The organism is Mesorhizobium sp. B2-5-4, from assembly GCF_006441095.1.
GTDB classification, from domain to species: domain Bacteria; phylum Pseudomonadota; class Alphaproteobacteria; order Rhizobiales; family Rhizobiaceae; genus Mesorhizobium; species Mesorhizobium salmacidum.
This window is the reverse complement of record NZ_VFUR01000029.1, coordinates 12,719-33,108: the sequence shown is the minus strand read 5'-3', so window position 1 is coordinate 33,108 and position 20,390 is coordinate 12,719. Positions and strand designations below refer to the sequence as shown.

Annotated in this window: 18 protein-coding genes; 13 read left to right on the top strand and 5 right to left on the bottom strand. The window is 63.5% G+C overall.

Features of this window, described 5'->3' with window-relative positions:
• Positions 1 to 15 precede the first annotated feature (15 nt).
• Positions 16 to 3,525: a PAS domain-containing hybrid sensor histidine kinase/response regulator gene (locus FJ492_RS26120; protein ID WP_140773029.1), complete on the top strand. Its 3,510-nt coding sequence runs from the start codon at positions 16 to 18 to the stop codon at positions 3,523 to 3,525.
• A gap of 3 nt (positions 3,526 to 3,528) precedes the next feature.
• Here FJ492_RS26120 and FJ492_RS26115 read toward each other — a convergent pair whose 3' ends face one another.
• Positions 3,529 to 4,176, bottom strand: coding sequence for a TetR family transcriptional regulator (locus tag FJ492_RS26115; RefSeq protein WP_140773027.1), 648 nt, complete (start codon positions 4,174 to 4,176; stop codon positions 3,529 to 3,531).
• Positions 4,177 to 4,270: 94 nt separating this feature from the next.
• Here FJ492_RS26115 and FJ492_RS26110 point away from each other — a divergent pair, with 94 nt between their 5' ends.
• Complete coding sequence (locus tag FJ492_RS26110) at positions 4,271 to 4,927, top strand: O-methyltransferase (protein WP_140773025.1); 657 nt, start codon at positions 4,271 to 4,273, stop codon at positions 4,925 to 4,927.
• Positions 4,928 to 5,045: 118 nt separating this feature from the next.
• Positions 5,046 to 6,344 carry an MFS transporter gene (locus FJ492_RS26105; protein ID WP_246676126.1) on the top strand — a complete coding sequence of 433 codons (1,299 nt, stop codon included), beginning with the start codon at positions 5,046 to 5,048 and terminating at the stop codon, positions 6,342 to 6,344.
• 23 nt (positions 6,345 to 6,367) lie between these two features.
• On the opposite strand, the gene FJ492_RS26100 is transcribed toward FJ492_RS26105, so the two are convergent.
• Both FJ492_RS26100 and FJ492_RS26095 read right to left on the bottom strand, forming a co-directional pair.
• Positions 6,368 to 7,027, bottom strand: coding sequence for a response regulator transcription factor (locus FJ492_RS26100; protein ID WP_027145680.1), 660 nt, complete (start codon positions 7,025 to 7,027; stop codon positions 6,368 to 6,370).
• A gap of 123 nt (positions 7,028 to 7,150) precedes the next feature.
• Positions 7,151 to 7,579, bottom strand: a complete 429-nt coding sequence (locus FJ492_RS26095; protein WP_140773023.1) for a hypothetical protein — start codon at positions 7,577 to 7,579, stop codon at positions 7,151 to 7,153.
• Between the two features lie 106 nt (positions 7,580 to 7,685).
• Here FJ492_RS26095 and FJ492_RS26090 point away from each other — a divergent pair, with 106 nt between their 5' ends.
• Complete coding sequence (locus tag FJ492_RS26090; protein WP_140507523.1) at positions 7,686 to 8,036, top strand: DUF952 domain-containing protein; 351 nt, start codon at positions 7,686 to 7,688, stop codon at positions 8,034 to 8,036.
• Positions 8,033 to 9,112 carry a quinone-dependent dihydroorotate dehydrogenase gene (locus FJ492_RS26085; RefSeq protein WP_140773021.1) on the top strand — a complete coding sequence of 360 codons (1,080 nt, stop codon included), beginning with the start codon at positions 8,033 to 8,035 and terminating at the stop codon, positions 9,110 to 9,112. Before FJ492_RS26090 ends, FJ492_RS26085 begins: the two co-directional genes overlap by 4 nt.
• Here the strand turns inward: FJ492_RS26085 and FJ492_RS26080 are convergent.
• Positions 9,105 to 10,445, bottom strand: a complete 1,341-nt coding sequence (locus FJ492_RS26080) for an MATE family efflux transporter (RefSeq protein ID WP_140773019.1) — start codon at positions 10,443 to 10,445, stop codon at positions 9,105 to 9,107. The two genes, FJ492_RS26085 and FJ492_RS26080, sit on opposite strands and share 8 nt — an antisense overlap.
• 131 nt (positions 10,446 to 10,576) lie before the next feature.
• On the opposite strand from FJ492_RS26080, the gene FJ492_RS26075 reads away from it, so the two are divergent.
• Positions 10,577 to 11,479, top strand: coding sequence for a histone deacetylase (locus FJ492_RS26075; RefSeq protein WP_140507528.1), 903 nt, complete (start codon positions 10,577 to 10,579; stop codon positions 11,477 to 11,479).
• A gap of 3 nt (positions 11,480 to 11,482) precedes the next feature.
• Here the strand turns inward: FJ492_RS26075 and FJ492_RS26070 are convergent, their stop codons facing one another.
• Entirely contained in the window at positions 11,483 to 11,746 is a 264-nt protein-coding gene (locus FJ492_RS26070) for a DUF6460 domain-containing protein (RefSeq protein ID WP_140773017.1), read from the bottom strand.
• A gap of 435 nt (positions 11,747 to 12,181) precedes the next feature.
• Here FJ492_RS26070 and FJ492_RS26065 point away from each other — a divergent pair, with 435 nt between their 5' ends.
• From FJ492_RS26065 to FJ492_RS26035, 7 genes are all read left to right on the top strand, one after another.
• Positions 12,182 to 12,799 carry an outer membrane protein gene (locus FJ492_RS26065; RefSeq protein ID WP_140773015.1) on the top strand — a complete coding sequence of 206 codons (618 nt, stop codon included), beginning with the start codon at positions 12,182 to 12,184 and terminating at the stop codon, positions 12,797 to 12,799.
• A 190-nt stretch (positions 12,800 to 12,989) separates the two neighbouring features.
• On the top strand, positions 12,990 to 13,376 hold the full coding sequence (locus tag FJ492_RS26060) for a hypothetical protein (protein ID WP_027145672.1): 387 nt from the start codon (positions 12,990 to 12,992) through the stop codon (positions 13,374 to 13,376).
• A 46-nt stretch (positions 13,377 to 13,422) separates the two neighbouring features.
• A complete protein-coding gene (locus tag FJ492_RS26055) occupies positions 13,423 to 14,097 on the top strand; it encodes a response regulator transcription factor (protein WP_140507534.1) in 675 nt (224 codons plus the stop codon).
• Entirely contained in the window at positions 14,094 to 15,524 is a 1,431-nt protein-coding gene (locus FJ492_RS26050; protein ID WP_140773012.1) for a HAMP domain-containing sensor histidine kinase, read from the top strand. The genes FJ492_RS26055 and FJ492_RS26050 overlap by 4 nt, the downstream gene beginning before the upstream one ends.
• 120 nt (positions 15,525 to 15,644) lie before the next feature.
• Positions 15,645 to 16,673 (top strand): glycosyltransferase family 2 protein, encoded by a 1,029-nt coding sequence (locus FJ492_RS26045; protein WP_210241554.1) that lies wholly within the window; start codon positions 15,645 to 15,647, stop codon positions 16,671 to 16,673.
• Between the two features lie 63 nt (positions 16,674 to 16,736).
• Positions 16,737 to 18,227, top strand: coding sequence for a hypothetical protein (locus FJ492_RS26040; RefSeq protein ID WP_140773010.1), 1,491 nt, complete (start codon positions 16,737 to 16,739; stop codon positions 18,225 to 18,227).
• A 210-nt stretch (positions 18,228 to 18,437) separates the two neighbouring features.
• Positions 18,438 to 20,369, top strand: a complete 1,932-nt coding sequence (locus tag FJ492_RS26035; RefSeq protein WP_140716193.1) for an acyltransferase family protein — start codon at positions 18,438 to 18,440, stop codon at positions 20,367 to 20,369.
• Positions 20,370 to 20,390 lie beyond the last annotated feature (21 nt).

Genomic DNA, 20,390 nt, shown 5'->3' with positions numbered 1-20,390 from the left:
GAGGATCTTGCCGGCGTGCAGGGCTTGTTCATCGTCATCATCGCGATCGCCTATGTGACGCTGCTGTTCGCCATCGCCAGCCTGGGCGACCGCCGCTCGGCCTTGTCAGGCCCCGGTCGGGCGCGGCCCTTCATCTATGCGCTCAGCCTTGCCATTTACTGCACGTCCTGGACCTTCTTCGGCTCGGTCGGCCTTTCCTCGGAACGCGGCCTCGAATTCCTCGGCATCTATACCGGCCCGGTGCTGGTGTTCGTGTTCGGCTTTCCCTTGCTCAACCGCATCGTGCGGCTTGCCAAGACCGAGAAGATCACCTCGGTCGCCGACTTCCTCGGCGCGCGTTACGGCAAGAGTTTCACCGTGGCCGCGATCGCCACGCTGATCGCCACGATCGGCGCCGTGCCCTATATCGCGCTGCAATTGAAGGCGATCTCCGGCTCGGTCAGCCTGATGGTCGAGCACTATACGGGCTCGCCGCCCTCCTTCGATCCCTTCGTCAGCGACATCTCGCTGGTCGTCGCCATGCTGCTTGCGCTGTTTGCGGTCCTGTTCGGCACACGCCATGCCGACGCCACCGAACACCAGGACGGGCTGGTGCTGGCGGTGGCGGTCGAGACCGTGGTCAAGCTTGCCGCCTTCCTGACCATCGGCCTGATGGTCATCTTCCTGATCTTCGGCGGCCCCGGCGACATGTTCGACCGGCTGGCCGAGAATGGCCAGGTACGGCAGGCAATGGGCTATTCGACGTCGCTCGCCACCTGGCTGGTGCTGACATGTCTCAGCGGTTTCGCCATCATCCTCCTGCCGCGGCAGTTCTACGTCACCATCGTCGAGAACCGCAGCGAGGCCGAACTGCGCACCGCGACATGGGTGTTCCCGCTCTACCTGGTGGCGATCAACCTGTTCGTGCTGCCGATCGCCTTTGCCGGCCTGACGCTGGTCGGCACAAGGACGAGCAGCGATCTTTATGTGCTGTCGCTGCCGCTGTTCAGCGGCCATGATTTTCTGGCCATGGCCGCCTTCATCGGCGGCCTGTCGGCGGCAACCGCCATGGTCATCGTCGAGAGCGTGGCGCTGTCGATCATGATCTCCAACGACCTGATCATCCCGCTGTTCGTGCGCCGGCTGTTGCGCACGACCACCTCCGAGAACGAGGATTGGTCGACGCTTATCCTCAATGTGCGGCGTGGAGCGATCTTCATCCTTCTGTTCATCGCCTTTCTCTACTATCGCGAGAGCACCAACAGCGCCCGGCTGTCGTCGATCGGCCTGATGTCCTTCGCGGCGATCGGGCAATTCGCGCCGGCCCTGATCGGCGGATTGATCTGGCGCGGCGCCAACGGCCGGGGCGCGGCACTCGGCATGGTCGCCGGCATCCTGGTCTGGGGCTACACGCTGCTGGTGCCGTCGCTCGTCGCGCAAGATGCCGGCATCATCGTGCATGGACTGTTCGGCTTCGAGGCGTTGCGGCCGCAGGCACTGTTCGGCACCGTCGCCGAACCGCTGAACCACGGCGTGCTGTGGAGCCTGTCGGTCAACGCGCTGTTCTTCGTCTTCGGGTCGCTGTCGCGCGCGTCGGTGCCACTGGAGCGCATCCAGGCATCGATCTTCGTGCCGCGCGAAGCCGGCCCGATGCCGAGCCTGCGCCGCTTCCGCACCGCTATCACCGTCAACGACCTCAAGGATACGATCGCACGTTATCTCGGTGTCGAACGCACCGAGCGGTCCTTTCAATCCTTCGAGAAGAGCAACGGCACCTCGCTGCACGGCAACGAGCAGGCCAGCATGGACGTCATCCGCTTTTCCGAGCAGCTGTTGGCAAGCGCCGTCGGCTCTTCCTCGGCGCGTCTGATCCTGTCGCTGCTGTTTCGCCGCCACGACCGAGAATCCCGCGACGCCTTCCGCCTGCTCGACGACGCCACGGAAGCGCTGCAGCACAACCGCGACCTGCTGCAGATCGCGCTCGACCAGATGGAACAAGGCATCACCGTTTTCGACCGCGATTTCCGGCTGATCTGCTGGAACCGCCAGTACCGGGCGCTGTTCGACCTGCCCGACGAGATGGGCCAGGTCGGCGTTTCGCTCGACCAGATCCTTCGCCATCTGGCCGAGCGCGGCGACATTCCCGCCGACCAGCGCGTGACGATGCTCAACCGGCTGACCAGCTTCGTCAGCCCGTGGCAGATGGAGTTGAAGACCAGCGGCCGCATCGTGGAACTGCGCTCCAACCCGATGCCCGACGGCGGCATCGTCGCCACCTATGCCGACATCTCGGGGCGCGTCGAGCAGGACCTGGCGTTGAAGCGCGCCAATGAATCGCTGGAGCAGCGCGTCAAGACCCGCACCGTCGAACTGACCAGGGTCAACGAGGAATTGACCCGGGTCAACGAGGAACTGGCACAGGCACAGATGCTCGCCGAGGAGGCCAATCTCGGCAAGACACGCTTCCTTGCCGCCGCCGGTCACGACATCCTGCAACCTTTGAATGCCGCCCGGCTCTATTGTTCTTCGCTGATCGAGAAGGCCGGCAAGGGTCCAGCAGGCAAGGCGGCCATCAACATCGAATCCTCGCTGGAATCGGTCGAGACCATTCTCGGCGCCGTGCTTGACATCTCGCGCCTCGATGCCGGCGCCATGAAACCTGACGACACCGCCTTCAACCTGGATGGCCTGCTGCGCCAGATCGGTAATGATTTTCGGCCACTGGCCGCGGAGAAAAAGCTTGGCCTGACGATCATGCCGTCGTCGCTGACGGTGATGACGGACCGTAACCTGTTGCGCCGCCTGATCCAGAATCTTGTCTCCAACGCCATCAAATACACCCGCCAGGGCCGCATCCTTGTCGGTGTGCGGCGCCGTGGCGATCTGGCCGAGATCCAGGTGATCGATACCGGTATCGGCATCGCAGGTGACAAACTCAACACTGTTTTCCACGAGTTCACCCGGCTGGACGAAGGCGCACGCGAAGCCGAAGGTCTTGGTCTCGGCCTCTCCATCGTCGACCGCATCGCCAGGGTGTTGCGGCTCGAGATCCGCATCTTCTCCAACCCCGGCAGGGGCACGCGCTTTTCCGTCATCCTGCCGGTGGCGGCTGCGCAGGAGCCGCGACGCGAGGTCGAGACCAGGGCGCCGGCCCGCGCGGCGGCTTCGCTGTCCGGGCTGTATGTGCTGTGCATCGACAATGACATCCGTATCCTCGAAGGCATGCGGCTGCTGCTCGAAGGCTGGGGCTGCAATGTCGCCACGGTGACCGGCTCGGGGGATCTCGACAGGGTCGCGGTCCAACGTCCGGACATCGTGCTTGCCGACTACCATCTCGACCGCGAGACCGGGCTCGACATTATCATCCGGCTGCGGGCGACGCATGGTGACGACCTGCCGGCCGTGCTGGTCACGGCTGACCGCTCCAACGAGGTGCGAGCAGCCGCGGCAGGCCTCGATATCCCGATGATCAACAAGCCGTTGAAGCCGGCGGTCCTGCGTTCGATGATGGCCAGGTTCAGGCCGATGGTACGGGCGGCGGAGTGACGTCTAAGCGCCTGGATCAGGCCTGGTCCCCAGGCATTTGAGATAGGCGCAGAACATGTCGGCGAGTGCGTCGGAATAGGCTTCGATTTCCGCCGACGTTCGCGGCTTTTCCGAAAACTCCGCCCCCACCGAGCTCAGCGTCGTTCGGATCAGGTCGCCGGCCATGACGCATACGGCATCGGGCGCATCGGGCAGCGTCTCGCGGATGAACGACTGGACCGCGCGATTGGCCACGGCCCTCGATTCGTCGGCCTCAGGCGCGTCCCGGTAGAGCGGAGCGGCATCGTTCAGGGCCCCGCGCACCGCTGCCTCCTCGCATTCCGAACGGATGAAGGCGTGCACCAGGGTGCGCGTCCGCTCAAGCGGCGGACTTTCGGCGTTCTCCAGGATGCCGCACAAGAGCTCCGTCGTCTGCCGCCATTCATCGCTCTGTAGCCGGAACAGCAGAGCCGTCTTGTTGGGGAAGTACTGGTAGAGCGAGCCGACGCTGACGCCGGCCTTTTCGGCCACGCGCGTGGTGGTGAAACGCCGTGCGCCTTCACTCGCCAGAACCTGAACAGCAGCCTCTAAAATCGCCGCGACGAGTTCCGTGGCGCGCGCCTGCTTAGGCTGTTTTCGGGTGGAAACTGAAGGGGTTGGGCGTTGGATCATGGCGGCACCCGGGAATGCGAATTGGAAACCTGAAGGATTATTCGTATTTTCGAGACAACACAACGACGCATGCATTTCCGACTGGAGAACTGCCATGACCACGCTCACCGGAACCCCGCTGGCTCCCCTGCTCGCGCGCCTGTTCGAGGAAGCCAATGCCGCGACAAGCCCGGCCATGGCGCGATATTCGCATGAAGAACGGGCCCGCCTGCTCAACAGCAAGACCGAATATCGCGAGTTCTATGGCAGCATAAAGGATCTCTGGCTCGCGGTTTCGCCGGAAACCGGCACATTGCTGTATATGCTGGCGCGCAGCACGGGTGCGCGCATCATCGTCGAATTCGGCACCTCGTTCGGCATCTCGACGCTCTATCTCGCCGCCGCGCTGCGGGACAATGGCGGCGGCCGTCTGATCACGACCGAGTTCGAGAGCTCCAAGGTGATGCGGGCCAAGGCCAATCTCAGGGAAGGCGGCCTTATCGACCTGGTCGAAATCCGCGAGGGCGACGCGCTGGAGACGCTGAGCGCCGACCTGCCCGATACGATCGACCTGCTGCTGCTCGACGGCGCCAAGGCGCTCTATCCGGAGATTCTCGGTTTGGTCGAGAGCCGGTTGAGGCCCGGCGCTTTGGTCATTGCCGACAACGCCGATTTCGCTCCTGACTATCTCGAGCGCATGCGCTCGCCGGCGGGAGGCTACATGTCGACGCCGTTCGGCGACGAGGTGGAGTTGTCGATGCGGCTCGGCTGAACACTCCGGCATAGACGACGATCAGATCAGCACGCCGCTCTTCGTGCGGCCGTAGGCGTTAACGTCAGACAACGCGCAATCCGGCCCTTCGGGCCTCCGACGCGTAGGTGACATCATCATGGCCACAATTCCCTCCTGGCGCGGGCTGCCGCGCCCGGCGACGCTTGGACTTTTTCTGTTCTTCTGCGCCGGTTTCGCCGATGGCGCGCTGGTGCCTTTCTTTCCACTCTGGGCAAGCAGCGAAGCCGGCATCCCTGTCGGCGCGATCGGCCTGCTGTTCGGCTGCTATGCCGGCGGCGAGCTGCTGGCAGCGCCGCTCATCGGCGGCATCGCCGACCGCATCGGCCGGCGGCCGGTGCTGATTGCCTCGTCGCTCGGCGTCGGTGCCGGCTTTCTGGCCCTGTTCTTCGTACACGGCGTCGTCGCCACCGCGCTCGTGCTGCTTTTGACCGGCATCTGCGAATCGGTGCTTCACCCGACAATACTGACCGCGATCGCCGATGTGACAGAGCCGTCCGCGCATCCGCGCTGGTTCAGCATGGCACGGGTGAGTTCGAGCGCGGGACAGATACTCGGGCCGGCCTGTGGTGCCTTGCTTGCGCTTATGTCATTGCGCTGCGTGTTTCTCGCCGGCGGCACGATGCTTGTGCTGGGCGGAATCGTGATGCTGCTGGCCCTGGACGAGACGATCAGCGCCGGCCGCGCCACCGGCGACGGCGATGAAGAGTACGAAGAGGAAGAAGGCTTGTCCGCGCTGCTGCCGGCGTTCCGCGACGGCCGGTTGGCGAAGCTCCTGCTCTGGGTCGTCCTGTTCGAGGTCGCCGGCAACTGGATCGAGGCGGTTATCCCGCTCTATGCGCATGACGCCGGCACGCTGACACCATCCGGCGTCGGCGCGCTGTTCGCCTACGCGGCCGCCCTGACGGTCGGCCTGCAGATGCTGGTAAGCCGTATGGTCGAGGCACGGTCCGCCTTGTGGCTGACGGTCGGTGCCGGCCTGGCAACGATACTCGCCTTCGCCCTGTTGGCCGCCTCGCCTGCAATGTTGGCGCTGATCGGCGCGGTCAGCCTGTGCTCGATCGCCCAGATGCTGGTCGGCCCGCTGGTACCGACCGCCGTCAATGCGCTGGCGCCTCAGGCACGACGGGCTTCCTACATGGCGGCGTCGTCGGTGGCGGTCGACCTCAAGGATTCGCTCGGCCCGTCCATCGGCACGGCGCTCTACGCACTGGCGCCGCGCCTGCCCTGGATCGCCGGCATTCCGCTGGTGGCAATCGCCTCGCTCGGTCTTGGCGCCGCGATCGGCCGCGCACGGCGGCCTTCAAACGAATCCAAATCGAACCCGAGCGCCAGGCCGGAAGCGGTCAATCCACCGGAGTTGCCGGTACCATGGTCGCCAAGTCCGGCAACCGAATAGTCGCGACCCGCTGCAGCCGGCACTCAGCCCGCCGGTTGCAGCGGGTCGCTGCCGATCTTGGACAGCAGGATCACCGCCTGGGTGCGGCTGTCGACGCCGAGTTTTTGCAATATGGCCGAGACATGCGCCTTGATCGTCGCCTCGGAAACGCCGAGCTCATAAGCGATCTGCTTGTTGAGCAGGCCTTCAGCCAGCATGCCGAGCACGCGGGTCTGCTGCGGGGTCAACGCCTGCAGCCGTTTGATCAGGTCCGATATTTCGGGATCGCGTTCGACACCGAGATCGACGCCGACGGGTGCCGCGATATCGCCGGCAAGCACCGACTGCACGGCGCCGCGGATTTCCTCCATGCTGGCCGACTTGGAGATGAAACCGGAGGCGCCGAGATCGAGAGCGCGCCGGATGGTCGCTGGATCATCATGCGCCGACACCACGACCAGCGGCACCGCCGGATGGATGCCGCGCAGGGAGATCAGGCCGGAGAGGCCGCTGGCGCCAGGCATCGACAGGTCCAGCAGCACGAGATCGACATCTTCATTGGCAACGACCAGCGCCTTGGCGCTTTCGAAATCGCCCGCCTCATGAATGGCGGTGACATTGCCGATGCCGGCAAGCGCCTCGCGCAGGGCGCCGCGAAACAGCGGGTGGTCGTCGGCGATGACGAAAGTATAGCCTGACGGCAAGATGTCCCTCCCCGAATCCCCGATTTACTGCTTTTTGCGGGATCAGTCGGACGATTATGAGGGGCCGCGCGCTGTTTTCAAGCGGCAAAGCCAGCGCGCCGCGTATTCCCTCGTCACTAGCGCTCAGGTCTTCTGCGAGTTGAGCTGGGCGCCGCCGTCCTTGTCCATATCCTTGACGATGCCCATGAAGCTCTTCAGGAAGCGCTCCATATAGCTCATCGTCGTGTTGAAATCCTCCTCGCTCGGCAGTTTCGATTCGAGGCGGGCGGAGAGCGAATTCTCCAGCTTGGTGACGCGCTCGTCCATCGCCTTCATCGAGGTCTGCAGGCGATCGACCTCATCCTGGTAAGCGGCGCGTTCATCGGCCGCCATCTTGCAGACGAGCTGGCCCGAATGCTCCTCGCAGATCGACATCGCGCCGGTCTGCGTATCCATGCGGACATAGCCGTTATCAGACTTTTCCAGCCGGTAGCGGTCGGCTTCTTCCGAATAAGCTGAGGCCGCGACCAGTGAAACGAGCGCGGCGGGGATCAAGATGTGCTGCAGACGCATGTTGTCCTCCATGGCCAAGCCTGAAATATCGCATGTTTGCGCCGGAAATGGGGAAGACCCTTGGCGTGGCCTTCCCCGCGCGACTGGTTCGGATTATAGCGCCACCATGTCACAGATTATCTACAAGATAACTCCGCAAGCGCTTTGGCGCGAGGCCGAAGCCAATGGCCGCTTCACCGGAGCGCCAATCGACGTCGCCGACGGCTTCATCCATTTTTCGACGGCAGCGCAGGTTGCGGAAACCGCGGCAAAGCATTTTTCCGGCCAGACCGACCTTCTGCTGGTCGCCATCGACGGGATCGGCCTGGGCGATGCGCTGAAATACGAAGTCTCGCGCGGCGGCGCGCTGTTTCCGCATCTCTACGGCGTGCTCGACCTGAAAGCCGTGCTGTGGATCAAGCCGCTGCCGCTCGGTGCCGACGGTACTCACCAATTCCCACCCCTGGAGGGCCAATGAGCGTGCTCGACCGGATCGGCCAGAAGCTGCTGTTCAGCTTTGATCCGGAAACCGCGCACGGCCTGTCGATCGCGGCGCTGCGCTGCGGCCTGCCGGTTGGCGCGCGGACGGTACGCGATACAAGGCTGAAGGTCAGCCTTTGCGGTCTCGATTTCCCGAACCCACTTGGCATGGCGGCTGGCTACGACAAGAACGCCGAAGTACCCGATGCGCTGCTTGGCCTCGGTTTCGGCTTCGCCGAGGTCGGTACCATCACGCCCCTGCCGCAATCCGGCAACCCGAAGCCACGCATCTTCCGGCTGACATCGGATGAAGCCGTCATCAACCGGCTGGGCTTCAACAATGAAGGCCACGCGACGGCCGAAAAACGCCTTGCCGCGCGCAAGGAGCGCGGCGGCATCGTCGGCGTCAATATCGGCGCGAACAAGGACAGCGCCGACCGCGCCGGCGACTATGAACGCGGCGTCGCCCGCTTCGCGCCCCACGCCAGCTATCTCACCGTCAACATTTCCTCACCCAACACGCCTGGCCTGCGCACCATGCAGGCGCGCGAACAGCTCGGCGAGCTCCTGTGGCGCGTCATGGCCGCGCGTGCCGCGGCAATCGCGCAGCCGCCGATCTTTCTCAAGATCGCCCCAGACCTGGTCGAGGCCGAGTTGGAGGATATCGCCGCCGAAGTCATGGAAAAGCGGATCGACGGCGTCATCGTCTCCAACACCACCATTTCCCGTCCGGCGCTGCGTAGCGGCGCCGCCGCGCGGGAGACAGGCGGGCTTTCGGGAAAACCACTGTTCGAGCGCTCGACCATCGTGCTGGCCAAGATGCGCAAGCTGCTCGGGCCCGAAATGGCCATCATCGGTGTCGGCGGTGTCGATTCAGCGGAGACGGCGCTGGAAAAGGTCCGCGCCGGCGCGGATCTGGTGCAGCTCTACACCGGCATGATCTATGCCGGGCCGGCGCTGCCGGGCCGGATCGTCGCGGGGATGGCCCGCTTTGCCGAGACAGAGAAACTCGGCTCGATGCGCGAGCTGCGCGACAGCCATCTCGACCGATGGGCGTCGAAGCCGCTCAGCTGAATGCGGTTTGCATCCGCAGCCGCAAGATCGTCAGCAGGCTCAATCCCCGCACCAGCAAGAAGACGTGCAAGGCCGCCCACAGGCCGTGATTGCCGAAGGCGGGCGCCAGCGTGATCAGCGCGGCGGCAAAGACGAGGAATGACAGGAGCATCATGTTGCGCATGTCGCGCGACCATGTCGCGCCGATGAAGACCCCGTCCATCTGGAAGGCAAGGACGCCGCTCAGCGCAGTGAACGCCGCCCAGGGCAGGTAGGTATCGGCTACGGCGCGGACATCCTGCGACGTCGTCACGACGGCGACCAGGTTGGTGCCGGCCACGAGCAGCACCAGCGTCGCGGCACCGGCCAGACCAAGGCCCCAGAGCAGGGTCAGCCGCACCGCCTGCCTGAAGGGCTGCTCGGCACGCGCGCCGACGGCGCGGCCGGCGAGTTGCTCGGCAGCGGTGGCGAAACCGTCGAGGAAATAGCCGGCGACGAGGAAGAAATTCATCAGCACCGCATTGGCGGCGAGCGTCACCGTTCCGAACTGCGCGCCTTGGCGGGTGAACAGCGCGAAGGCGGCGAGCAGCGAGAACGAACGGATCATGATGTCGCGGTTGAGCGACAGCATGCGCAGGAAGGCGCTCATGTCGAGCAGGCGGTGGCGAGGCAAGGGCGGGCTGGATCGGAACCGGCGCACCACGATCGCGAGACCAAGCAGCATGGCGAGGAATTCGCCGGTGACGGTTGCCCAGGCGACGCCGGAAACGCCCCAGCCAAGTTCAAGGCCGAGCAGGAAGCAGAGCGCGATGTTGATGCCATTGAGCACCAGTTGCAGGACAAGCCCGAGCCCGCCCTCGCCGCGCCCCAGCACGTAACCGAGGACGGCGTAGTTGATCAGCGAGAACGGAGCGGCGAGCAGCCTGATCCTGATATAAACGGCCATCGCCTCGCTGACGCGTGGTCCGGCATCCATGAACCACTGGCCGCCGACGGCGATGAGCGGCGAAAGCGCCGCCAGCACGGCGCCGGCAACGACCGCGATCAGCACGGCGCGCCAGAACACCGCCTGTTCCTCGAGGGCGTCTCCACGCCCGAAAGCCTGGGCGACGAGGCCGGTCGTGCCCGAACGCAGAAAATTGAAGGTGGTGAAAACGACGTCGAAAGCCAGTGCGCCGGCCGCCAGGCCGCCAAGCAAGGCGGCATCGCCGAACTGGCCGACAACGGCTGTATCGACCAGGCCGAGCAGCGGCGTCGTCAGATAGGCGAGCGTCATCGGCACGGCGATGGCAAGCACCGAGCGGTTGGTGACGGAAAAGGCTCTGGCGTCGGTTAGGATTGCACCCTTGTCCAAGGATTCCTGCCTTGCTGATTGCGGCTTGATCGGAGAGCCGATGTGCCGCATTTTCCGTCCACCGCGCAATCATTCTTCCTGCGACGGCCAACCGAAATCCCGGTCTGGCGCGAAGCCGCTGGACCACTCTCATGCCCCTGCAGATCGTCCATCACCCCGACTACGACGCCGGCTTCGCGACCAACCATCGCTTTCCGATGAGCAAGTATCCGCTGCTGATGGAGGCCTTGCGCGCACGCGGCCTGGCCGGACCCGGCGCGCTCAACACAGCCGAACCCGCGCCGGCGCCGTGGCTGAAGCTTGCCCATGCGGCCACCTATGTCGACCAGGTCGTCTCCTGCTCCGTGCCGGAAAAAATCGAACGCGAGATCGGCTTTCCGGTCGGCCCCCGCGTCTCGCTGCGGGCGCAGCTTGCCACCGGCGGCACGGTGCTGGCAGCCCGGCTTGCCTTGCGTCACGGCATTGCCTGCAACACCGCCGGCGGCAGCCATCATGCGCGACGCGCGCAAGGCGCCGGCTTCTGTACCTTCAACGACGTCGCCGTCGCCTCGCTGGTTCTGCTGGAAGAGGGTGCGGTGCAGAAGGTCCTGGTCGTCGATCTCGACGTGCATCAGGGCGACGGCACGGCGGATATTCTAGGCGATGAGCCACGCGTGTTCACCTTCTCCATGCATGGCGAGCGCAACTACCCCACACGCAAGATCGCCTCGGACCTCGACGTCGCACTGCCCGACGGCACGGGCGACGCCGCTTATGTCGAAAGGCTTGATACCATCCTGCCGGAGCTCTCCACCCGCGCCCATTGGGACATCGTCTTCTACAATGCAGGCGTCGACGTCCATGCCGGGGACCGGCTCGGCAGGCTGGCGCTTTCCGACAATGGGCTGCGCGCCCGCGACGAGATGGTCATCGGCCATTTTCGGGCGCTCGGCATTCCTGTCTGCGGTGTCATCGGCGGCGGCTACTCCACCGATGTGCCGGCACTTGCCGCGCGCCACGCCATCCTGTTCGAGGCCGCTTCGGGCTTCGCCTGAACGTCACTTCCGGTAGTTGGCGATCCTGAGCAGGATGAAGGCCGGCACGACGATCGCGGCGCCAAGCAGGATATAGCCGAGGAAGCGGTCGATGGCGTGGAAGCCGAGATTCCAGAAATCGATGAAGAATTTCCGGATGCCGTAGAACACATCCATGGGCGACCAGCCGAAGGCGTTCATGACCAGGCCGACGAGAAAGGATACCACCAGCAGCTTCAGGACAACCCTGAGCGGCGAGTCGCCGAGAAAGCGCGTCAGTGCGGACAAAGCCGTCTCCCGATTGAGATGCCCGGACTCATGGGCACGGCCCAGAGATACGTGCTTGGCGGCCATCCATCAAGCCAGCACGGTCTGTACAGAGAAACTGATAAGCCGCAGCCAGATGTCGAGCGCCAGCGAAAGCCCGCAAGTCTTAAATATCGGTAAACAATTTCATTTTAATTTATTGAAAATAAAGCACAAAGTCGTCATTTTCCAATTTTGCGCAATGTGCGTGCAATTTTCACTTGCGAGATCCCAGGCGTCTTTCAGATGACGGACCGCGCGGCGCTCTGCCCTACCACAGCCGGCGAAAGCCGGTCCCCAGAACCGCGCAGCCATCCCTGAAAGACACCGATCGGAGCCTGCCGCCTCAACGGCCAGGGTCCTCAGCAATTAACCAGCGTATCGGGTGTCGGATGCGCGTTGTGTTGGAGTAATGCAGTGTCCCCTCAAGCAAAGATCATCCTGACGGCGAGTGCCCTCGCCCTGTGCCTTCTCGGGCCGGCGATGGCCGCCGACCTCTCGCCTGCTTACAATGATCCCCCCGCCTTCCAGTGGAGCGGCGCCTATGTCGGCGTCCATGGCGGCACGGCGTTCACGGGTATGCCGAACCCGTTCGCCGGTCGAAACGGCTTCAGCGGCGGCGTCCAGGCCGGCTACAACCAGCAGATGGGCCCGGCGGTCCTCGGCGCCGAGATCGAAGGTTCCTATCTGGGCGGCGCCGAACACGATGTCCGGGGCGGCAAGATCAAGGAAAAATGGCGCGGCGCGGCCAAGGCGAAGGCCGGCGTGAGCTTCGACCAGACGTTGCTGTTCGTAACCGGTGGCGTCGCCATGACCAGGTTCGACAGGGGCGACGGCGTGAGGAGCAGCGGCGGATGGAAGGTCGGCTATCTCGTCGGCGCCGGGATCGAGCAGGGCTTCGCCGGCGGCCTGTCGGCCAAGGTCGAGTACGACTATGTCCGCACCCCCGGCGTTGAAACGACATCGGCCCTTGGCAGGTCCAAGGAGACGATCGGCAGTCATGAGCTGAAAGCTGGCCTCAACTACCGGTTCTAGATACCAGAACGGCAAGTGGCCGACCTTAATCGCGCGATGGCCGCAACGGCATCGCGCGATCTTGTTGTTGATGCGTCGATGCCGGACACGGGCGTCCGCTCGAAGCAAGGAACATTCCATGCTTTCGCAATGTCGATGTAATCTTCGCAATCTAGGTCCCCTGCGTGAATTGTCACCATGGGAATCAGCAATGTCCACGCATCACCCCGGCCGACCGTCGTCCAAGCTATTGTTCATTGCGATCGCAGTCGCATTGGCGGGCTGCGCCTCCGACATCATGAAGAACTATGTCGGACAACCGGTCGAATCGGTCGTTCTGGATTACGGTCCGCCAACGGCGATCGTCGACCTCGGCCAGGGAGAGCGCGCCTATCAGTGGCGCAAGATATCTACGTCAGCGGTTTCCGGGACATCGAGTGGCGAGGTCCGCCAAACAAAACACGGAACTGTCTATGAAGAGACCGAAACGCCCGGCTATATCGAGCGTCAGGAATGCTTCTACACTTTTTATGCCCGAGCTTCCGGCGGCCGCTGGTTCATCACCAATTTCCGCCGGCCAAAGCTGGAATGCGAATGAACCGCCGCGCCGCAAATCCTGCGGCGGCGCGCGAAGGAGAACGCCAATGCGCGTCCTGCTGATCGAGGACGAACCGGAAATGGCCTCCGTACTGAAGGCCGCCCTGGAGCGCCTGGACATCATCGTCGACCACGCCGCGACCCTAGCCGACGCGGAGGCGGTGGCCCGTCTGGGCCATCACGACGCCGTGGTGCTGGATCGCCGGCTGCCGGATGGCGACGGTCTTAGCCTGATCCCTCGCCTGCGCGCCTTGCATCTGGATGTGCCGGTGATCGCGCTGACGGCGATGAGCGGGTTGGAGGACCGGGTTGCCGGGCTCGATGCCGGCGCCGACGATTACATGGTCAAGCCTTTCGCCACGGTGGAACTCGTCGCGCGGCTCCACGCCCTGCACCGCCGCTCGTTCACTTCGCGCGCCAACCAGACGATGGTCGGTCGCCTCACCTATGATTTCCGCCATCGCGAGGCGCTGATCGAGGATCAGGCGCTCGATTTGCCGCGGCGTGAAAGGCTGGTGCTTGAAACACTCATCCGCCGGCCGGGCCGGACCATCATGCGCAGCGCTCTCGAGGAGGCCGTCTACGCCCTGGACGACGAGATCGGCTCGAATGCGCTCGACGCGCATGTCTCGCGGCTGCGCCGCAAACTCGACGATGTCGCCGCCGGCATCGAGATACGGGCGATCCGCAATCTTGGCTATCTCCTGCGGGCAGCCTCGTGAAGAAGGTGCGCGCGCGCTCGCTGCAATGGATCCTGGTCCGCCGGCTGATCCTGCTGCAGGCGGCGACGCTGCTCCTCTTCATCGTGCTGTGCGCGGCAGCCCTTTGGATCGCCAATCCGAGGCTACTTATCGACAACGAGGCTGCCGTCGCGGCCGTCAAGGACGCCGTCGACCGTGACAAGGACGGCAGGCTGATTGTCCGTGAAACGGAAGACCTCGCCGCGTTTCGCCAGAGCTTCCCCAATGTCTGGTACATCGTGCGCGACGACAGCGGGCAGAGCGTCCGTTCCGGCACGATACCGGATGTCTACACCAAAGAGATCGGTGGCCTGCTCGGCCAAGCAGACCACGCCACGATCGGATTCTCCGACAAGGACATGCGGCCGGAAGCCTATATCGAGAACGCTTCGACCAAAGCCGGCGCGGTACAGATCATTGCCGCGACGCAGTCGTCGCGCCAGGAGACCGACGGGCTTGAGATCAACATTTCGGCCACGGTGGAGGTCGCCCGCTATCCGGACGGCAGCAGGAATTGGGAGCGCGCCCTGCCGGCGCTTGCGCTCGTCATCGCGATCCTGCTGCTGCCCATCGTCCTCGTCATGGGCGCCACCACGCTGGTGACGACGCCGGCCGTGGTCCGCCGCTCCTTTGCCGGCCTTGTCGAAACCGTCCGCCAGGCTGCCCGCATCGATATCGGTACCCGTGCGATGCAGTTGCCGGTCAAACACGTGCCGCAGGAAATCGCGCCGCTGGTGCATGCTTTCAACGAGGCTTTGGCCCGCCTCGCGCAGGGATACGACCGGCACAACCGTTTCCTCACCGACGCGGCGCACGAATTGCGCACGCCGATCGCCATCCTGCGCACACGCGCCGAGTTGCTGCGGCAGGAGCCGCAAAGCACGCGGCTGCTGCATGATATCGAGCGCCTGTCGCACCTCGCACAACAACTGCTCGACCACCAATTGCTCGACGGCCCATCCGACCAGCGCGAGATCGTCGATCTCGACGATCTCGTCAGCCGGGTGGCGGCCGACTTCGCGCCGCTCGCCATCGAGGCCGGCTACGACCTTGCCTTCGAGCCTTCGCCCGACAAGACACGCGTCGAAGTCAACGTGCTGCAGATCGAGCGGGCGCTCGCCAACCTCGTGCGCAACGCCATCGAGCATGGGGGCGGCGGCGGTACCATCACGATTGCGATCGACAGGACGGGTGGCATCGAAGTGCGCGACGAAGGTCCGGGCATTCCCGTGGAAGAGCGCGAGAATGTCTTCGAGCCCTTCTATCGCCTGCAGCCGCAGTCGCGCGGGGCGGGGTTGGGGCTGAACCTCGCCCGACAGATCGCGCTGCTGCACGAGGGAACGATCCGGATCCTGGCGGGCTCATGGCGCGGTGCCCGCATCCGCATGGAACTGCCGGTTCGGTCGTGACCCAGGCCGTTGACGCAAAACGCGTGGCGGCGGCCAGCCAGTAGCCGCGCCGATCCCTGACTTATCTGTTTTCTAACCAATTGCCGCTATTGCCATTTCCAAAGCGGGAGCCAGGCTTTGGTGGGAACGGGAAAAATCGGCGCGCACCGCGCACCCATGTTGTCGGTCGTCGTGCCTTGCTACAATGAACGCGACGGCGTGGCGGAGCTTCATCGACGCGTCAGCGCGGTATGCCACGAGCAAGGCCTCCCCTACGAGGTCGTGTTCGTCATCGACGGGGCGACCGACGGCACCCGCGAGGCCATTTTCGAACTGGCCGAGAGGGACGACCATGTGGTCGCCATCGATCTTGCACGCAATTACGGCCACCAGATCGCCTTGAGCGCGGGGCTGGAATTCTGCCGCGGCCAGCGCATTCTCATTCTCGACGCCGATCTCCAGGATCCGCCCGAACTGCTGGGTGCGATGATGGCGAAGATGGATGAAGGCTTCGACGTCGTCTACGGCCAAAGGGTGAAACGCGACGGCGAGAGCTGGTTCAAGCTGGCTTCCGCTTCGATGTTCTACCGTCTGCTCGGCAGGATGGTCGATGTCGAGATCGCGTCGGACTCCGGAGATTTCCGGTTGATGAGCCGCCGTGCGCTCGACCATCTGGTTGCAATGCCCGAACGCTACAGGTTCATTCGCGGCATGGTGAGCTGGATCGGGCTGAGGCAGGTCGCCTTCCCTTATGAACGGCAACGGCGCTTTGCCGGCACCACCCACTACCCGCTGAAGAAAATGGTTCTTCTGGCGGTCGACGCGATGACCAGCTTTTCGATCGTGCCTTTGCGCTTTGCCTCGCTGCTGGGAATGATGTTCGGGCTGCTCGGTCTGGTCGTGCTTGGCTATACGCTGTTGGAATGGTCTGTCGGCAATGTTCTGCCCGGCTGGACGAGCCTTGCCGCGATCATGCTTATCCTGGGCAGCGTCCAGCTTCTGGTGCTGGGCATCTTCGGCGAATATCTCGGCCGTATGTACATGGAAACGAAGCGGCGGCCGCTCTATTTCGTCAACGAGATCGTCTCACGAAGCCAGGCAGCGGCTGAAGGCCAGGATTTGCCTGTCCACCGCCTCCAGGAGATGGCGAAAAGGGCCGCGCGTGGCTGAGGCGAAGGTCGACCGGATGCAACGGAACGGCATGGGCAGGATGTGTTCGCCCGGAGCCTTGACGTGAACCAGGCCGCCGCTATCGCGACCGCCACGCCGTCGCTCGGGGACGCGCAACGCATCAGGCTGATATTCTGCCTTTTCTGCGCTTGCGCCGTGGCCTATCTGCTCACGGCCTTTGCCGGCGCGATCCTGCAGGATCCCGACAATTGGTGGCAAGTGAAGGTCGGGCTGGATTTCCTGGAAAACCGGACATTTCCAACCGTCGACCCCTATTCCCACACTTTTACCGGCCAGCCCTGGATCGCCAAGGAATGGCTGGGGCAAGTCTTGCTGGCCCTTGCCTACCGCGCGGGTGGCTGGAATGGCGTCGTCACACTGATCATCGCCACGATCGGCCTGACGGTCTTCCTGATGGGATGGTTCCTCAGCGCATGGCTGAAGCCGATATTGGCGATAGCGCTTGCCCTCGCCGCGGCCCTCCTGATCGCCCCGATCTATACCGCGCGCCCCCATGTCTTCACCTTACCGATCATCGTCGTCTGGACGGCAATGCTGTTTCGTGCCGCGCGAGAAGAGAGAGCCCCACCGCCGTGGCTGCTCGTGATAGTCGTATTGTGGGCGAACCTGCATGCCACGTTTACCCTGAGCTTCATCATCGCGGCCTTTGCCGGGCTCGATCTGCTGGCGCGCGCGGGTCTCTCTAAACCCTCCCTCCTGGTAAAATGGGTCGTTTTCGGCCTGCTCTGTCCGTTGGTCAGCCTGCTGCATCCCTATGGCGTGAAAGCCATCCTGGCCACGCTCACCGTGGCCTATGGCAATGAGGCTGTTCCGCTCATCCTGGAATGGAACCCGTTCAATGCCCAGGAGCAACTCTTCCAGGAAGCGGCGATGTTGTTGGCGATTTTCGGGCTGTTGGTGTCAAGGCCGCGGATCGGCTGGGCCAAGGCGTTGTTCATCGTCTTCACCTTGCATGTCTATCTCGCCCATCTGCGATTTGTATATCTGCCCTTCCTGCTGATTCCGTTGGTCATCGCGGTCGAGATCGCACAGCAATATCCTTCGCTCTCGACCACGGCCTGGCTGGCGGAGAAGCGCGACGGGCTGGAAAAACTCTTCGCCAGCCGGTTCTATGCTATCTGCGGCGCGATGGCTGTCTTGCTGGTCGGTGCGGTCTCGATCCTCGGCAGTGCCTACCAGGTCGCGCCGAGCCCGGCGACATCAGCCAGCGGCGCCCTTGCTTTCGCGCGGGATCACCACCTGTCCGGCAATGTGCTGAATTCCTACAATTTCGGCGGCACGCTGATTTTCCACGACATCAAGACTTATATCGACGGCAGGACGGACCAGTTGTTCCTTGGCGGATTCACGAAAACGGATGATGCAACGGGGCACAGCGACGGAAAGCCGCTGCTGGAGGCCCAGTTGAAGAAATACGCCATCGGCTGGGCATTGCTTACGGCCGATGACACCCGAATCCCCTTCTTCAATGAACTGGGCTGGAAGCGGGCCTACGCGGACGATTATGCCGTGATCTACCTGCCCAGCAACTGAATCACCGATCCCACAAAACCGGCGTAGCCAGCGTTCGAAGGCCTGCTATTCGCCTTGACACGGATGTTGCACTGCAGCAAAGTTGTGCTGCATAGCACAGTCCGTGAGGCCTACGAGCCAAGGTTTTTCGCACAATGGGGATTGCCTTATGACGGGCATGTCAGGCGGCGCCGCATGGCCACCGCGGGTCACCGCGTACGGACCGGTCGAATGAATTACAGGCGCGACATCGATGGTCTGCGGGCCGTTGCAGTGCTGCCCGTGGTGCTTTTCCATTTCGGCGTATCCGCCATTCCCGGGGGCTTCACCGGCGTCGATATTTTCTTTGTGATATCGGGCTACCTGATCAGCGGCAGCCTGCTGGATGATCTCGAACGCGGCCAGTTCTCGATCGGACGCTTCTACTGGCGTCGTGCACGGCGCATCCTGCCGGCACTGACCTTCGTCATCCTGCTTGCTAGCATTGCGGCCTGGTTCATCCTGTTGCCGTCGGATCTGCACGAATTCAGCCTCAGCGTGATTGCGGCCTCGACCTTCTGGTCGAACATCTATTTCTGGAAGACGACGAACTATTTTTCGATCGACGCCGAACTGCGGCCGCTGCTGCACACATGGTCGCTTTCGGTCGAGGAGCAGTATTACATCTTCGCGCCGATCCTTGTGTATCTGATCTACCGGTATGCCTCGAAGCGCTGGTTGACGATACTTCTGCCGATCGCCATCGGCAGTTTTGCCCTGGCGGTCATGGCGACCACGATGGCGCCGACCGCCGGCTTCTACCTCTTGCCGACACGCGCCTGGGAGCTGGCGCTGGGTGCCATGCTGATGCTGAAAAAGCCGCCGCCACTTGCCAACCGGACGGCAACGGAACTGGTCGGTCTTGCAGGCTTTGCCCTGCTCGCATTCGGTTTCCTCACGATTTCGGAAAGCGATCCGTTTCCCGGCTACAATGCCCTGTTTCCCTGCATCGGAACGGCCCTGCTCATCTACGCGGGCCAGAATCATGCGGACCGGCCCGTGCCTGTCGCCACGCGTGTGCTTCAATTCGCTCCGATGGTCTGGGTCGGCCTCATCTCCTATTCGCTCTATCTTGTTCACTGGCCGATCAATTCCTTCGTCCATTACCTCTCGCTGAAAGCCATCTCGGTGCCGACGATCGTCGCGATGACGGTGGCCAGCTTCGCCCTCGCGACCTTCTCGTGGAAATATGTCGAGCAGCCTTTCCGGCAGAAGCGAACCTTCACCGCCCCGCTGCCGATCTTTGCCTTTTCGGCGACGGCGATCGCCCTGCTGTGCGTCGGCGGCCTGGCCGGTGTGCTCGGCAAGGGCTTTCCGCAGCGGTTCCCCGATTTCTCGACGCAACGGATCGTGGTGGACGACTGGCGCAATGGCGTCTGCTTCAACGAGGGTACGAGCCGGATCGAGAATTGGAACCTTGCCGACTGCACGCGCACGCATGGCTTTCCCACCAATGTGCTGCTGTGGGGCGATTCCTTCGCGGCTCACTACGTTTCGGGCCTGGAGGCCAACGCGCAGAAAATCCAGGCCAACGTCATCCAATATACCTATGCCGGCTGTCCACCCAACCTCAGTTATTTTTCCTACGCCAGGCCAACCTGCACCCGCTTCAACGAACGGGCGCTGTCGATCATCCGCGATGCCAAGATCCAGGCGGTGATCCTGAGCGGCCGATGGACGGACTACCAGGCCAGGGGCTTCGACGGACTGCAGACGACGATCGACCGCCTGCGCGACATGGGTGTCAAGGTCTATGTCATCGGCCAGTCTCCGGAGTTCATCGCCGACGTCCAGAAGGTCGCTTTCTTTGCTAAACACGAAGGCGCCGCGAACACATCCTGGCCGATGGCCATGGATCCCGACATCAACAAGCAGGTGCAGCTCTTCGCCAAGGGCGCGACCTTCATCGATCCACTTACCTATCTGTGCGACGCCATCGGCTGTTCCTATGAGGATGCCACTAGCAAGCAGTTTCTCTATTTCGACTATGGGCATTTCTCTTCCGCCGGCGCGACGCTGGCCATCTCGAAATACTGGCCGAGCTTCGCCGCCGGCGGCGATGTCGCAAAGGCCAGGGAGCCGGCGCCGACCGTCACCGGTGAGCTGGCGAAGCCCGCATTGTGAGACCGGTTTGCGATTGCCCCA